The 14,103-nt window shown below is 69.7% G+C and carries 14 protein-coding genes; 4 read left to right on the top strand and 10 right to left on the bottom strand.

Annotated elements, in window-relative coordinates; all coding sequences use genetic code 11:
• Positions 1-314: 314 nt before the first annotated feature.
• On the bottom strand, positions 315-1,838 hold the full coding sequence (locus ABT245_RS16150; RefSeq protein WP_351733898.1) for a gamma-glutamyltransferase: 1,524 nt from the start codon (positions 1,836-1,838) through the stop codon (positions 315-317).
• Positions 1,839-1,984: 146 nt separating this feature from the next.
• On the bottom strand, positions 1,985-4,552 hold the full coding sequence (locus ABT245_RS16145; RefSeq protein WP_351733896.1) for a GIY-YIG nuclease family protein: 2,568 nt from the start codon (positions 4,550-4,552) through the stop codon (positions 1,985-1,987).
• A gap of 490 nt (positions 4,553-5,042) precedes the next feature.
• Here ABT245_RS16145 and ABT245_RS16140 point away from each other — a divergent pair, with 490 nt between their 5' ends.
• The 4 genes from ABT245_RS16140 to ABT245_RS16125 all read left to right on the top strand — a co-directional run bounded on the left by ABT245_RS16140 (position 5,043) and on the right by ABT245_RS16125 (position 7,247).
• Positions 5,043-5,396, top strand: a complete 354-nt coding sequence (locus ABT245_RS16140) for an SPDY domain-containing protein (protein ID WP_093724906.1) — start codon at positions 5,043-5,045, stop codon at positions 5,394-5,396.
• Between the two features lie 98 nt (positions 5,397-5,494).
• Complete coding sequence (locus ABT245_RS16135; protein WP_351733894.1) at positions 5,495-5,785, top strand: hypothetical protein; 291 nt, start codon at positions 5,495-5,497, stop codon at positions 5,783-5,785.
• Between the two features lie 16 nt (positions 5,786-5,801).
• On the top strand, positions 5,802-6,623 hold the full coding sequence (locus ABT245_RS16130) for an SPDY domain-containing protein (protein WP_351733892.1): 822 nt from the start codon (positions 5,802-5,804) through the stop codon (positions 6,621-6,623).
• Between the two features lie 219 nt (positions 6,624-6,842).
• Positions 6,843-7,247 carry a hypothetical protein gene (locus tag ABT245_RS16125; RefSeq protein ID WP_351733890.1) on the top strand — a complete coding sequence of 135 codons (405 nt, stop codon included), beginning with the start codon at positions 6,843-6,845 and terminating at the stop codon, positions 7,245-7,247.
• A 55-nt stretch (positions 7,248-7,302) separates the two neighbouring features.
• On the opposite strand, the gene ABT245_RS16120 is transcribed toward ABT245_RS16125, so the two are convergent.
• The 8 genes from ABT245_RS16120 to ABT245_RS16085 all read right to left on the bottom strand — a co-directional run bounded on the left by ABT245_RS16120 (position 7,303) and on the right by ABT245_RS16085 (position 14,052).
• Complete coding sequence (locus ABT245_RS16120; protein ID WP_351733888.1) at positions 7,303-7,998, bottom strand: hypothetical protein; 696 nt, start codon at positions 7,996-7,998, stop codon at positions 7,303-7,305.
• Between the two features lie 79 nt (positions 7,999-8,077).
• Positions 8,078-8,521 carry a hypothetical protein gene (locus tag ABT245_RS16115; RefSeq protein WP_351733886.1) on the bottom strand — a complete coding sequence of 148 codons (444 nt, stop codon included), beginning with the start codon at positions 8,519-8,521 and terminating at the stop codon, positions 8,078-8,080.
• A 351-nt stretch (positions 8,522-8,872) separates the two neighbouring features.
• Positions 8,873-10,615, bottom strand: a complete 1,743-nt coding sequence (locus ABT245_RS16110; RefSeq protein ID WP_351733884.1) for a relaxase/mobilization nuclease domain-containing protein — start codon at positions 10,613-10,615, stop codon at positions 8,873-8,875.
• A 15-nt stretch (positions 10,616-10,630) separates the two neighbouring features.
• Positions 10,631-11,113, bottom strand: a complete 483-nt coding sequence (locus ABT245_RS16105; protein ID WP_351733882.1) for a plasmid mobilization protein — start codon at positions 11,111-11,113, stop codon at positions 10,631-10,633.
• 125 nt (positions 11,114-11,238) lie between these two features.
• The gene (locus ABT245_RS16100; RefSeq protein WP_351733880.1) at positions 11,239-11,442 is read right to left on the bottom strand and encodes a hypothetical protein; all 204 of its coding nucleotides are present in this window, start codon (positions 11,440-11,442) and stop codon (positions 11,239-11,241) included.
• Between the two features lie 122 nt (positions 11,443-11,564).
• Positions 11,565-11,756 carry a hypothetical protein gene (locus ABT245_RS16095; RefSeq protein ID WP_067135624.1) on the bottom strand — a complete coding sequence of 64 codons (192 nt, stop codon included), beginning with the start codon at positions 11,754-11,756 and terminating at the stop codon, positions 11,565-11,567.
• Positions 11,753-13,411 carry a hypothetical protein gene (locus ABT245_RS16090; protein WP_351733878.1) on the bottom strand — a complete coding sequence of 553 codons (1,659 nt, stop codon included), beginning with the start codon at positions 13,409-13,411 and terminating at the stop codon, positions 11,753-11,755. Before ABT245_RS16090 ends, ABT245_RS16095 begins: the two co-directional genes overlap by 4 nt.
• Entirely contained in the window at positions 13,408-14,052 is a 645-nt protein-coding gene (locus ABT245_RS16085) for a WhiB family transcriptional regulator (RefSeq protein ID WP_351733876.1), read from the bottom strand. The genes ABT245_RS16090 and ABT245_RS16085 overlap by 4 nt, the downstream gene beginning before the upstream one ends.
• Positions 14,053-14,103 lie beyond the last annotated feature (51 nt).

Below are 14,103 nucleotides of genomic sequence, written 5' to 3'. Positions count from 1 at the left end.
TCTCCCGACTTGTGACCGTCGCTGTCGATTCAGCCGCGCTCAGAGCCGTAGGCGACGGCACGAAGCCCTCGCAGTTCTCCCCGGCCGCTGCCGGGCAGCGGCCAGAGATCCCATGGCGAACACCCTTCGGTCTACCCCGATACCTTGATCCATGCCATCACGCGCCCGACTGTTCAGCTACGCCCCCACAGCGGCGAATCGGCTCTGTGCGTTCGGTGCTCCATCCGCCAGGCGCTAGCTGCCGCCTGTCATGCAGGCTAGGGGAGCTGCTCCTTGGCGCACCCCGAACGCTTGGTATCGGCTGATGCGGAGATTTAGGCGCGTGCCGGGGGCAGGTCGTAGCGGCTGACCGCCAGGTACGTCTCTGGTGTCGCCGCTTCGAGGAGGCTCTCGTCGCCTTCCAGGTCGAGTGCCGGCTCCTGGGATCGGCGCAGCAGGCTGCTCCAGTCGCTCGTCGCACCCCGCTCGTAGGCGTCGCGGAGCAGGAGGCGCAGCCGAGGGCGGGCTTCCTCCTGCTGCTCGCGGAAGATCCGCCGCTGGGTGAGCCGCTGTTCTTCCTGGGCTTCGTCGCTGAGCTCTCGGTCACCGCTCGGCTCGTCCTCGGCGCGCAGTCCTGGAGTGCGCCGGGCGATGGCGAGGTCTTCCTCATGGAGGCGCTCGCAGGCGGCGAAAAGCTTCCGGGACATGCCGAGGTGCACTTCGGTTCCGGGGATGCGGCAGGTGAGGAAGTCGTCGAGCCCTATGGAACGGATACCGGCGCGCAAGGTGTGCTGCTCGGCTTGGAGCGCTGCTCCGCGGGCATCGGCCCGCATGGCGAGGGTGAGGCCGTCGTGCTCCAGGGGCGTGGTGAGTCCGGTGCGCCGACGACGGGAAGTGCGGTCTGCGGGCACGGGCACGGTGCGCAGTTGCGAGACGGGAGCGGAGCGCAAGGCGAGGTAGGTGAGCATCTGGGCTCGGGCCGCGCCGATGAGCGCGTCGTCGCTGTCGCCGAGGCGGTCTTCCAGGTTGCCCGCGCCCGCCGCCTCCTCGTCGATGCCAGACCCATCAGGGCTGAGGGGCGGCTGGCCAGGGTGCAGGTTGTGGTCGATGGTGAGGAAGAGATCGTCACCGGGACGTACGGACGCTCCGACCAGGACGGTGCGGTGCGCATGCGCGCCGAGGATCTTGCTGCCGGCCGCCAGCTGCGCCCACCCTTTGCGGAGCGTGCCCAGGCCGACGTCGCCACCCTTGGCCTCGATCAGCCAGTACCTCTCCTCTGCCTCGTGGCGCCCCCACAGGTCGGGCAGCTTCTTCTTCGGGTCCTTGAACGTGTCGTACAGAGCGGGGATGGGCCCGCCGAGTTCGAGGTGCTCGGTCTGGCCGAGGCCCAGCAACGAACGGCAGGCCCACTCGGTCATCGTCATGCCCAGCCGGTAGCCGGCGGCGTTCTTCGCGCTGCGCTCGGTGCCGTGCGCGTACACCGGGTTCCAGGTCAGGCGCCGCCCCTTGTACCCAGGCACGGGGTGACGGGGCTCGACGACGTGCGCGCCAAGGTAGGCATACAGCGGAGAGACCCGAGCGACCAGTTCCCCGTGTGCGTAGCGCGGCTGGTTCTGCAGGTGCGGGGTGACGTCCCGGCCGACTTCGGTGGCAGCCTTGATGATCTCCCGCCACGTGGTGGTCGGGGCGTACCAGCCGTCGGCCGCCGGGAACCCGTCCGATCCCGCCCACGCCTTGTGCTTGGCCGTCCGCCACTGCCGCCGAGGCTTCTTCGCGGGTCCGTTTCGGAACAGGACTGGTATGTCGAAGCTGTCGGGGTAGGTCAGCGGCGGCTCGTCGGGGATGTGCGCGGGGATCATGCGGTTCACTCTGGCATGTGCTCAGACCGCTCCCGGAGCCGGGTATCGAGCCGTCTACGGAGCCGCGGCGCAATCGATCCGGCTGGTAATTCAGTCCTGGCGCTGGACATGGACTCGTCGAGCTGGCCCCCCATACCGCACGGTACTCAGGGTCGGTCCCGGCGCACGTCCTTTCGCCGTCGTTCGAGTTGAGGGAGCCAGTGCTCGGGTGGCTGGGGATCCGTGGCTGCTACCGCCCAGCCGTCCTCTTCTTGAGGGTTCCGGGGAGCCCAGGTGCGCGGTGGGCGCAGTGCGAGGACATCCTTGACGAGTGCCCCCATAGCATCAGGAAGGTCCCGGTCAGGATCGTTCAGCAGGAGAGGAATACCCAGCGGGCCCCGTCGGGGGGCTGATGTCCGGTAGGTGACCTGGCAGGACGCGTTCGCTTCAAAGACGACGCCGCGGGCGTCGGTCGGCCCCTCCTCGTCCGAGAACCAGATCAGCCGGTCGCCGGCTACCAGGCGCTCCCTGCCATGGAGCATGCCGTTCCGCACGGTTCCGTCTCTGTCGAGGAAGGGAACGGGGTCCTCGTAAGCGCCGGGATCGCTGTCGCTGATTCCGGCCACGTGCCCGGGGTCATGCGTGGAGTGGATCTCCAGGAGGTCGCCGTCCGCGTGGGCCATCCAGATGTCGAGAACCTCAGCGGACGAGCTGAGCAGATGGGGGTACGCGGTGAGCACGAACAACTGCCCTGCCCTCAGGGGCAGGACGACTCGGTCATTCGCGGGCAGGCGATGAAGCGCAGGGATCGGCTCCCAGCTGTTGATACCGGTTACCTCCCTCTGGCACCGGCGGATCGCCTCGATGGCCGTGTCAAGGGAGACGCGGAAAAACTCCTTGCTTGCGTTAACGCGTTGGGCGGTGAGGAGGCGGTGGACAGCCTGTTCGACGTCTTTGGGCCGGGATGTGTGGGCCCTGAAGAGCACGTCGAAGGGGAAGGGGACCGATGTGCCCGACAGGTTCTTGGCTCGGTCCTCCGCGAGCAGGTCTGTGTAGCCGATCTTGAGCATGTCCGGGAAGGCAGGGTTCCGCTGGACGTACACGAACCCAGTGGTCCGAGGAGGGGGCAGAGGAGTCCCGTTGCCCGTCTTCCGTGAGCTGCCGGTTTTCTGCCTCTTGGTGCCCCTGGAGAATCCGGAGAGCGTGACTGGCGGGTCGGACGACAGTACTTCGATCCCACCTTCGAGGTTGTGACGGGATGAGACGGTGATGCGGCGTCCCGAGGAGAAGTGCTCCACCTCAGCGCGGGACAGACAGCGCAACGCTTCTTCGAGCGGTTCGATCCCCTCATGTTCGTCGTAGTCGCGGTTACGGAAGTCTGGCAGGGATCGGGCCAGTGCATTGGTGGCGGCTTCCGTGATCAGACTGGCGAGCTCCGGACCGATGTGTGCGTACACAGTGCCTAGGTGGGTGGACTCGATTTCGTCGTACTCGTTGTGTGCTTGGGCATAGAGGTCGATAGGGACGCCGGCACGCTTCGCGATGAGGAGCAGCTCGCAGGCGTGGCCTGGGTTGTCCAGGTCGAAGACGAAGTGGGCGTGCATGCCCGGGGACTCCGTCCTGGGCTTACGGCAGATGAGTAGAAGGCGGTTCCGATGTTCGGGATCCCGCTCGAAACCGAGGGGCAGCACCCCCTCTGTGAATGCGGCGAGGGCAGCCTCCGCCTCTGCTGCGGTTCGGCCGATGATGTTCCACCAGGGCAGAGGGCCGAAGGTGCCGTGTACCGCTTCGGCATCAGGAACACAGGAACTGCCTGGGTACGACTGCCGGAAGTCGAGGGAGTGGTTCAGGAAGGTCTGAATGCAGGCGTCCTGGAAGCGCTCCTGATGGGTGCGCGCCCGCAGCATGTCGCGCTCTGTGTCGCTCAGGCAGCCGATCGCCTCGCCGAGCATCTCTAGCTGCTCGTTGACCAGTTTCAAGGCTCGGGCGATCACTGGCCGCAGAGCGTGATTCTTCCGGAGCTGTCGGCTTACCTCTCGAAGGTGCTCCTTGGCCGCGGTGCAGTAGGCCACATCTGCGCCCAACTTCCATAGGTGCCTGGCTTCGTCGGCGGGAAACTGCGCCAGCCACAGGCGATGAGCGTCGTTGCCCTTCCTGATCAAGGCAACTGAGGCGGCATGCCGCACATGAGCGTCGCGTTCCGCTTCCAGCCTGGACCAGATGGTGTCGGAGTACGCATCAAGAGATATGACTGAGAGAGGCACCAGAGCCTCTCCGGTGCGAGCCTCCACGCCCCAGTGCCGGGCCGGTTCCCTGGCCACCTGGGCGGCGGTCGCCGCGCGGGACGACCGACGTGACCAGTGGTCCAGGAGGAGGGCATACGTGCTCTCTGGATCCGCAGCGCGCAGTCCGAGGCCGAACAGCAGGACGGAACCGACAAGGCCGTCGCGCTCCACGTGCCGGCGGACATGCTCGACCAGGCTGGTGAGTTGATCCGTGTCAGGCTTGGGATCGGCGAAGACCGGGTGCTTTGCCAGCAGTCCCGTGATGTGCGCGGTGGACCGGCCACGCGCGTCCAAGACGGCGATCCGCAGGATCAGGAGGGCACGCAATAGATCCAGATCACTCGGGTTACCGACGATCCGCGCCGGATCCAGCAACGGGTGGTGGCGACCGACAGAGGTGGCAATCCCCGCGCAGATCTTCTGGATCCACTGCTCGCGCAGGTCGGTCAAGCCAGTAGCGGAAGGCACTGCTCTAATCCCCCTGTTAGACAAGGACGGTAATGGAACCCTCTCCGACATCCGCACCGGAGACCGTCCTCGTGAAAGCTCTGCCGGCGCGTGCTGTCGGCGACCTGTGGGACATGCAGGCGCCTGGCAGACGCCATGCCCATCAGCCCTGATGGCCTGGAGGGCCACGGCCAGGCAGCTCATCATCCTGGCCTGTCGCATCTGCGGAGTGTAGGAGGTGCCGCTGACAAGAGACCCGCATCGCGACGTTCCCGCTGACTTCCTCGGGCCCGTGGCGGTGTGGGAAGCCCTCACGACTCGGTTCGCTGTCAAGCGCCTGGATCAGATGCCAGGGCGACTGGCTTCACTGTCCAAGGAGGACAGTTCGCCGGGGGCAGACAGGAAAGATCACGGAAAGACTGGCCAACCTGCGCGGGAGCATGTCAACGTAGACGACCTTGCAAGAAACCCCAGGTCAGAGAGGTGATTGTCTATGACCGTGGCTTCCGTCGGCCCCGGTTTCTCCACCACCGTCGAAGCCCTGCGGCTGCGCGAGTGGCAGCTGGGCCCTGGCCAACCCACGCTCGTCATGGACCAGTTCTGCGCCGAGGACTTCAACCTCATCGTGGACGACCGTGCGGACGTGCACGTCAGCTCCAAGGACGGCCGGTTCTACCTCGGCTGGTTCCCGCTCGGTCGTCCCGGCACCGACGGCGAGGGATGGAAGATCGCCGTCACCGGAACCGCCAAGGTACCCGGCTACCAGCTGTCGTTCGACACCGAGACGCCGGCCGACATCGTCGCTGCCGCCGTGGCGCGCGTGCTGGAAACCTCACGTCGCGTATGACAGTGCAGGCGCCCACGCGTAGTCCTCGCCGGGAGGGTCGTCGGCTGACGCCGGCCGATTCCATCGCTCACCGTTTTCCTCACCCAAGGAGGCCGTTCATGACGTCCACGGAGATGACCGTCGGCGATCTCATCGACCTGCTGTCCGGTTGCGACCGCAGTGCTCCGGTCCGCCAGGCCATGAATCCGTTCTTTCCGATGGCACACCGCTTGGCGCAGGTCGTGCAGTCCGTGGACGAGACCGGCCAGACCGTCGTCTACCTCGCCGAAGGCCGGGACGAGGGCTCACAGCTCGGCCATCTGCCGCCCGAGGTCGCCGTCGCCCTGACCTGGCAGGGCGACGTCCAGGCACCCCCGCGCCGCCCCCGCCGCCGTGTCGGCGGCAACTAGACCCGCGCCGAGCCCCTTGGAGGCGCCCCTGTACCCCGAATGTCCGCCCGACCCGTCCACTCCACGTGGCGGCCAGCCCGCGTTCTGGGTCGGCCCCCGGCATCTGGCCGGTGACGATGGGCGCCTCTACGACGCCGTCGCCGACACGCTCGTCGGCCTGGGCTGGACGAGCCTGACGATCGTCCGCGGACGGCACGAGCCGGACGAGGCACCCGAGGACCGCCAGGTCCTGCGCAGCACCGTCCTGCACATCAGCCCCGACGCCCTGCGCTGGGCCCAGTGGAGCCTGGCGGACGAACCGTTCCACCTGGGGGACCTGCCGATCGCCTGGCAGATCTCCGCCCGCGCGGACACGAGCAGCCCGCTCGCCCAGTGGTCGGCCTACTTCACCCCCGACGTCCCCGGCGAGGCCGTAGCCGACTTCCTCGTCGCGCTCGACGCTCGCGACGAGCCCGCCCTGCCGCTTGCCGGACCCGAGCTGGTCCTGGACGCCGTCGCCGCACACGGATGGCTCCGCGACATCGACCAGCCCCAGGCGGCAGCGACAGACCCGACGTTCACCTCGCACCTCAGCCTCGGCGAGGTGCCGCCTCTCATCCAGGACGGCGACCCGCGCGCCCTGATCACCGAAGACGACGAGGCGGGGCTGGCCGGGTGGCAAGCGTGGGCCGAGCCCGCGCTCGGCGCACCGTGCCTGTGGGCGGCCTCCTTCTCCGCCAGCGTCCCGCACGACCTTGTGGCCGCCTTCGCCGCCTCCCTCAGCTCGACGGCACCGGTCCTGCGGCGGGTGCTGCCCGAGGCCACCCGGGAGCGTCTCCTGCGCGCGCCGGCCATCTAACGCCCCGCCGTTGCCATTTCCCCCAAACACACAGCCCGGCCTTTTCCGAAATGGAGGGCCGGGCTTCTTGTTTCTCGGGCCGGTAGTTACGTGCGCACAACGCGCTAGCTGCTGCCCGCCGGGACGGAACCCGGTCGCCAGAGGCGCAGTCGCTGACACTGCCCCTCGTTGTCCCCGAAGGGTTTGCCACCCTGTGACGTCAAGTTGCAGGATGCAGCAATGCACCTCAGCCCCGGCGTCCTTCTTGCCCTCGTCCTTGTCGTCGCCATGATCGTCGCGCTGAAGGTCCGTTCACGCCGCAAGCGCATGGCCGCCCTCGCAGCACAGTGGCAGGCGTTCCAGCAGCACAGGAATGCAGGCCGAGGAGATCTTCTTCAGATCACGCGGGTCTACCAGCGCGGTCGCCGCGGGGCGAAGGCCGTCGTGACTTGGTGCGACACCGGTCGGCAGCGGGACGCCTGGTTCTGGAATTGGCACGTCCCCGCGGGCGCGTACCTGCTGGTCAATGCCTCCAGTGGTTATGGGCCGCACAGCCACAACCCGAACGTGCTCTACGTCCAGCCCGGCCAGGTCCAAGCCTGGGTTCCCGCCCAGGCGGCGCGCGCTGCTCAGCGCATCGGCTGACGCGCTGCTGCCCCCTGACCACCGTGGTCGGGGGGCAGCAGCATGACCGGGCAGGTCAGCCGGTTGCGGTGGCCTTGCCGAGGGCCTTGCCGAGGTGGCGGTCGACGAGGGCCGGGGCGCCGGAGACGATCAGCAGCAGATTGCCGTCCCGGATCGCGGTCTGCTTCACCACGGTGCTCCGCCCTGCGGTGGAGAACGTCAGGAGCTGGCTCCACTGCTGATCCCCGAGTCGTTGGGGCGCGGGCAGCTTCTGCGCGGTTATGTCGATCGGGGTGCCGCCCGCAACGACCTGATAGGCGGGGCAGCCGGTCATGGCGTCGAAGATCCGTCCGATGCCGGCGGACAGCTTGTTCGCCGTGTCGCTGTACAGCTCCTCGGAGATCTCCGAGGAGCTGTCGCCGTAGGTGTAGGTGGCCTTCGCTTTGTGCGGGAAGGTGAGCGTGCCGCCGGTTGCCGCGTCGCCGCCCAGCTCGCTCAGGGCCGGGCAGCCGACGACGGTGACGTCGTCGTGCCGGGTGGGGCGGTCCGGCTTGGGCAGGTAGCCGTTGCCGAGGTCGCTCTGATCGAGCAGGCGGGACTCGAGCGCGGCCGACGAGAGCGCGGCCAGCTTGTGGACCGCGTCGGCCGGCTTTCCGGTCTGGGCGGAGGCGGGAGTCTGGTGCTTGGCCCCGGTGGTGTCGGTGGAGCAGGCGGGCAGGGCGAGGAGGGCGGCGGTGATGCCGAGGGTGGTGGTGGCGACGCGAACGCGCATGACGGAACTGACCCCTTGGTGCTAGGCGACGGGTGGTCAGTGCGGGCCCGAGGGCCCGGTGGGGTCGTAGGAGTGGTGGTCAGTGCCCGAGGTGGCGCAGGCAGTCCTCGAACGTGGCGTGCGTCGCGTCCGCCGGTCCGCTGTTCCGGTTGAACCAGGCGGTGTCGAGGCGGGTCTCCTGCTGTTGGTGGCCGGCCCGGCAGCGCAGCCAGATCTCGCCGCGGGTGGAGAGGATGAGCCAGTCTCGGTACGCGCCGCACTCGGCGCAGGCGGCCATCTCGCCGTCGAGGACGAGGGGCTGCTTCCACGGCATCATCTTGCCGTCGACCTGGTCGTGGCTCGGCACACGCAGCTCCGGCGGAAGGAAGTCGTCCACGACGACGGCTGGCTCGACGGGCTCCGGTTCGGCCGCCTGCAACCCGATGCCCGGCGGGGCCTGGCCCTGCATCCGCGCGTGCAGCTCGGCGAACTGCCTTTGAGCTTCGCTCGGCTCCTTGGCCCGGCGGCGTATCCGGTGAAACACCCTGGCGTTCTCCTCTACCTCGTCACCTCGTCCTTGCGCGCTTCATGATCGTGCCCTGCGCTCCCGGTGGTTGCAATTCACAAAGTCCACAGCCGCCTTCAGCCAGGTCATCGGGGTGCTCCGGCTTCTCCGTTGTCCGGATGACGAGTTGGCGACCTTGCCTGTCTTCGTGCGGCGAGATGCCGTTGTCACGGTGTGCCCGATCACACGTCGCCGTTTCCCCCAACCGCCCAACTTCGCGATGCCTACTGGCTCGGCTCGCACGGCCATGCTGTGGCTTGCCGGCGAAGCGGTGGTGCTCTCCTCTCTCTTGGTGATGCGATGAGATCTGCGTACCGGCACCCGGCGGGCTCACCGGGTCTTATGCGATGCCTCCTCTCCGCTGCGCCGCCTGCCGGGTGCGGAGGTCCTGGTCGTCGTCCCGCGCGTTGGGGACTGGCCTGCTACGGGGCTGTGATCGGGCAGGTGGGAGGCGTCGGCGGGCAGGTCGGCCGTCCGCCTCATCCGCCACACGAGCACGTCGCTGACGGAGTTCGCGGTACCGAGTTCGCGGCGTTCGGCTACGTCGGACAGGAGGGCAGCAGGGTCGTGGCCGGCGGCTTCGGCATCCGCGATGGTCGCTGCCAGGGCGTACCAGCCGGGCTCGGCGAGGATCTGCTCGGCCAGCTCCGGCAGCGCCTCGCGCAGCAGCACGGTCTGCCGCTGGAGCATCGGTCGGCTCAGACGCCGGCCTCGTTGGTGGAGCGCTCCGAGGGGCTGGGCGGCGGCGGCCTGGTAGGCGGTACGCAGGTGCTCGGCAGCCCGGGCGGCGGCCTCGGCCTGCTGAGCGTGGCCCTTTCTGGCGTGCCAGTGCGCGGCGGCAGTGATGAGGAAGAACAGCATGTCGATGGCCATCGCCGTGGTGGCGCCGTCCTCACCGCGGCCGAGGGCCGGGCCGCCGTGGACGAGGTCGCGGGCGGCCTGCCGCAGGGCTCGGTCGTGCCCGCGTACGGCGCGGACATGGGAGCGCGAGGCACGTTCGAAGGCCGTAGCCGCGTCCCGGAGTTCGCGGCGGGTGTGGGCGGCGGACGTCTTTGCGAGGGCATCCAGGACCTCGCCGACCGCGGCGATGTGGGCAGCGGCGATCGCATCGTCGCCGTGCTCGACGACGAGGACGGCCTGCCAGGCGGCTGATGCCGTGCTGCGGCGGGCGGAGGCTGGAGCGCCCGGTCCTGTCCGGGGTGCTTGCTGTTGCCGGGCGGCTGGGTTGTCCTGGGCGTCGCCGGACCAGCGCTCTCGGATGCGGGGCAGCGAGAGGTCGGGGGCGAGGCGTGCGCCGGGGTAGAAGACCGGCTCGCCGTCCTTGTTGAGGTCGTCGGGCAGAGCGACCTTGTATCCGAGGAGGTCGCCGGAGGGGGCGGCACGCTTGCGGATCAGGAGTCCGGCGGCGGCGAGCCGGTCGAAGAATTCCTCGTCGCTCCTCGCGCCGGTCACCGCGCGCCGTACCGTTTCCCGCAGTTCCTCGCGGGCGGTGCGCTCGCGGCCCTGGCGCTCGGCCTTGTGGCGCTCAGCGCTGGTGGGTCGCTTCGCGCCGGTGCCGTCGCCCTTGTTCAGGCGGCGCAGGCCGAGTTCGGCTTCGAGGGTGCGGGCTTGGGCCTGGACCCGGACGGCGTCGTGGTCGAGGTCGGGCTTGAACCCGTCCTCGCGCACGAGGGTGGCGATGATGTGGATGTGGTCGTCGGCGTGCCGGACCGCCGCCCATCGGCATCCGGCGCCTTCCTCGGGGTCGTCGATGCCGGCGGCGGCCACCATGCGCCGGGCGACCTCGCCCCATTCCTCGTCGCTCAGAATCCGGTCTTCTTCGGCGTTGCGGACCGAGAGGTGCCACACATGCTTCTTGGGCTGGTCGGCCTGCTCGACGTTCTCGACGGGCTGATCGAGGAGCTGCTGGAGCTGTTTGAGCGTGGCGGACGGGTCACGGCCGGGGTCGGGGGCGTTGCCATCCCAGGAGGCGACCAGGTGCGGGTCGGTGTGCTCTTCGAGCTTGCCCGGCCCGTAGAGGTAGGAGAGGAGGCCGATGGTGCGCTGTCCGCGCTTCTGGATCCTGGGGATCATGCCGGTGAGGGGGTCCTAGTCCTGGTGGAGGAGCCGGTCGGTGGCGTGCTGGACGCGCTGGACTGCGCGGTCGGTGGCCGCGATGACCACGTCGAGTTCGTGCGGGTGCCCTCCGGCGTTGACCGCTCGGGCGATCTGGTTCAAGTTGCCGCCGACATGACCGAGGTGGCGACGGGCGGCGAACAACTCGGCGATCACCTCACGCTCGCCGGCGACGGCACTCGCGGTCCGTTCAAGGTCGCGGGCGGCGGACAGGGCAGCGCGGGCGAGGAAGCCAGCGAGAGTGAGGCCGGCGGCCTTCGCGCCGGCGGTCACGAGGGCGAGTTCGTCGTCGCTGAAGCGGGTGTTGCGGACGTGGGGGCGCTGGCGACGCTGGTACTTGCGGCGGCGCGTGCGCGGCTGCTCACGTCCGTCCTTTATCCCCTCTGGCTGCGATCCGCCCTCGGTCGCAGCCTCCTCGTCTGGCGTCCCCCGGCGCCGGACGAGCCCCTGCCCCACAGGGGCAGGGGAACCCTTGGATACTCCGCTCGAGGCGGAGTATCCAAGGGGATAACTTGCTCGCCCTGAGATCGAGTTGGGGTCCCGAGCAGGATCCGGGGTGGTGCTGTTCTCGTTCGGGTTCGTCATCGGCTGTCGGGCCTCGCCGTGCGGAGCTGCCCCTGGATGGTGGCGGCCAGATCGAGGACGGAGGCCGGTCCGTGCAGGAGCTGGACCGGCCCGTTCGGCACCTGCTGGACGAGCCACTGGCCGGTCGGGACGGGCACCATCGCGTGGACGAGGTGCCGGCGGACCAGAACGGTGGCCCACGCAGCCGCCTCGGTGGCCAAGTGCCGCGACGGAGGGATGGGGTGGGAAACCACGTGATGCCTCTCGGTACGGGGCGGTGGCCCGGCGTGCGCCGGGCCTCCAAAGGGGGACAGGGGGGGGGAGTGAACTGCGGGTTTGCGGGTCACCCGCACTCGGGGCAGCGCCCGACATGGCCGCTGAGCGCCCGGGCCATCCGCGCCTTCGTGGAAGCCGCGTACGTCGCGCTCGCCTTCGCCGACGGCCTGCCGGCATGCCGCTCGGAGTGGGCGCTCAGATAGCCGATCTCCCGCTCGTACTCCTCACGGAGGGCGGCGAACTGCGGGCAGGTTCTCATCGGGTGGTCCTTGTCGTCGTGGTGCTGTCCGGGCTGCGCAGGGCCGTCAGAACCAGACTCAGTCGGTCGTTTCGGCCGCCGGGGAGCTTCTCGCGGCGGATGATCTCCCTGAGCTGGACCCGGGTCACGGCCTCGTTGCCGTCCCGTTCCAGCAGCGCGGGCACGTGAGGGCGGATCAGCTCGACCAGTTGGTCGACGTCCTGCTCCGGCTCGCGCGGCGGACGCTGCGCCTGCGGGCCTCGCGAGCGGCCACTGCGCTTGCCCTTCGCCTTGGAGGCCGGCGTCCGGCGCATGGGAACCTGGTGTCCCCGGTCCCCGGTGGTGTCGGTCCCCGTGTCGGTCGGTCCCCGGTCCCCGGTGGTGTCGGTCCCCGTGTCGGTCGGTCCCCGGTCCCCGGTGGTGTCGGTCCCCGTGTCGGTCGGTCCCCGGTCCCCGGTGGTGTCGGTCCCCGACTCGGCGGTCCCCGGTCCCCGGTGCCATTCAGGGCGTTGTGCAGGCGCTTCATCCACCGGGAGGCCGGTCCCCGAGCGGGTCTCGTGTTCCCCACCGGGCTCCGGGTTCACTGCCTCGGTCCCCGGCTCGTGGTCCCCGGGACTCAAGGCTCGGTTCTCGCTCCCCACCGCGGTCCCCGCTTCACGGTCCCCGGTCCCGTCGTGCTGCTCGGCGTTCTCGGTCTCCGGTCCCCGGTGAGGTTGCAGTCCCCGGTCCCCGTTCCGAGCGACGCCGGTGCGGGGACTGTCGTCGGGGACCGAGCTGCTTTCGACGCTCGCGGCGGCGACCGTGCTCGCCGTCTCGTCGGTGTGAGGCGGGGACCACGGTGAGGGCAGCGGGACGGTGGCGAGCGCGAGTGCGTGTCGGCGGGCGGCAAGCTGGGCGAGCAGCTCGGCGCGCTGGGCCGGGTCGGTGCCGACCGAGGCCCGGCCGATCGTCTTCGACAGTCGCCGGGTCAGGCGCCGACCTCGCCGGCTCTGCCGCTGCTCGGTTGTGAGTTCGGCGAGCCGGGTGGCGAGGGCCACGGCGCGGGCGGTGGCGCGGTCCCGGGTGATCTGCGCGGCGTCGCGGTCACGGGCGGCGATGCCAAGTCGTGAGAGCAGTCGCTCGCGTGCTTCTCGCCCGAGAGTGGCGATCAGGCCGTGGGAGGCGGCGCCAGGGGTGCGCAGGCGCAGCTCGATGCCCATGGCCAGGTGCCAGAGCATCGCCGCCATGACCGGTCCGACGAAGGCGCGGACGGTGCCTCCTACCGGGCCGCTCTCGGCATACGCGGGGATCACCTGGACTCCGGTGATGACCCAGACCAGTGTGCCGGGCAGCCCCGGGGCTCCCTGGGTGGTCAGGCTCTGGCGGGCCATCAGCGCGGTCGCGAAAAGGCCCAGTTCGGCGGCGGCGAACATGCTCGCGCGTTCCGCCGTGCCGGCGATGTCGAGGTAGTCGGCGGCGAAGCGCCAGCTGGTGTCGGCGCTGTAGGCGGTGCAGCCGAGCGCGGCTAGGGCGGAGACCACGACCGCCCCGCTGCGGAGACGTTTCTGCGGGCGCGTCACCCGGCGCTGGAATACCCAGCCGGTCAGGGCCAGGGCTATGGCGGCGCCGGGCACGCCGACGGTGAGGAGGTGGGAGAGGTCGGGGCCGGCACCGAGAGACAGGGCAGGGTGGGTCATGCGGCCTTTCCGAGAGGGGCGTGCGCCGGGGTCGACGTCGCCGGACGGGAGACGGGCTGCTGCGTGGTGGGTCGGGCGGTTGCAGGTCGGCTGGTCTTTGCGGGCGCGGTCTTCTTCTTCGCGTTCTTCTGCCGGGGCATGCCGAGGGTGCGGTCGCGGTCGAAGACCTTGTTGGCGGCCTGCCGCAACAGGTCCCTGGCGTGCTTGGTGTTGATCTGCAGGGCGGCGGCGAGCCGGTCGGGTCGCCATCCGCGGACGTAGGCGTGGTCGATGACGAGCTGCCGTTCGGCCCAGCTGAGGTGGACGTCGCGGCCGTTGAAGAAGGCGACCACGCGGCTGTAGTCGAGACGGTGGGGCAGTCCGTCGTGCCAGGGGCGGCGTTCGGCTGCGGTCAGCCCGCCCCAGACACCCTCCTTAAGGTCGTTCTCCAAGGCGTAGTTGAGGCAGTCCCGGCGCACGGGGCACAAGGCGCAGAGTTCCTTGGCGTCGGCGATGGCCTCGTGGTCCCGGGGGAGGGGGAAGAAGGTGGCGTCGGCGTCGTCGGGGGCCATGCCGTAGCAGGCGCCGTGAGGCTGCCAGCTGGTGTCGCCGATGCCGCGCAGGCCGGTGGCCGGCGTGGTGTGGGTGGTGATGTGGCGCAAGGTGGTCTCCGGTGTGCTGCCGCGCCGGCCGACAGCAGGTCGGCGGTGGGT

The organism is Streptomyces sp. NPDC001508 (genome assembly GCF_040298665.1).
Lineage (GTDB): Bacteria > Actinomycetota > Actinomycetes > Streptomycetales > Streptomycetaceae > Streptomyces.
Note: the sequence above shows the minus strand (reverse complement) of the source record. Positions and strands in the feature narration are given on the sequence as shown.

Excerpts from the sequence above, each read along its gene's own strand:
- ABT245_RS16150 (WP_351733898.1), bottom strand. The coding sequence starts at position 1,838 with ATGATCCCCGCGCACATCCCCGACGAGCCGCCGCTGACCTACCCCGAC.
- ABT245_RS16140 (WP_093724906.1), top strand. The coding sequence starts at position 5,043 with ATGACCGTGGCTTCCGTCGGCCCCGGTTTCTCCACCACCGTCGAAGCC.
- ABT245_RS16135 (WP_351733894.1), top strand. The coding sequence starts at position 5,495 with ATGACGTCCACGGAGATGACCGTCGGCGATCTCATCGACCTGCTGTCC.
- ABT245_RS16125 (WP_351733890.1), top strand. The coding sequence starts at position 6,843 with ATGCACCTCAGCCCCGGCGTCCTTCTTGCCCTCGTCCTTGTCGTCGCC.
- ABT245_RS16120 (WP_351733888.1), bottom strand. The coding sequence starts at position 7,998 with ATGCGCGTTCGCGTCGCCACCACCACCCTCGGCATCACCGCCGCCCTC.
- ABT245_RS16110 (WP_351733884.1), bottom strand. The coding sequence starts at position 10,615 with ATGATCCCCAGGATCCAGAAGCGCGGACAGCGCACCATCGGCCTCCTC.
- ABT245_RS16095 (WP_067135624.1), bottom strand. The coding sequence starts at position 11,756 with ATGAGAACCTGCCCGCAGTTCGCCGCCCTCCGTGAGGAGTACGAGCGG.
- ABT245_RS16090 (WP_351733878.1), bottom strand. The coding sequence starts at position 13,411 with ATGACCCACCCTGCCCTGTCTCTCGGTGCCGGCCCCGACCTCTCCCAC.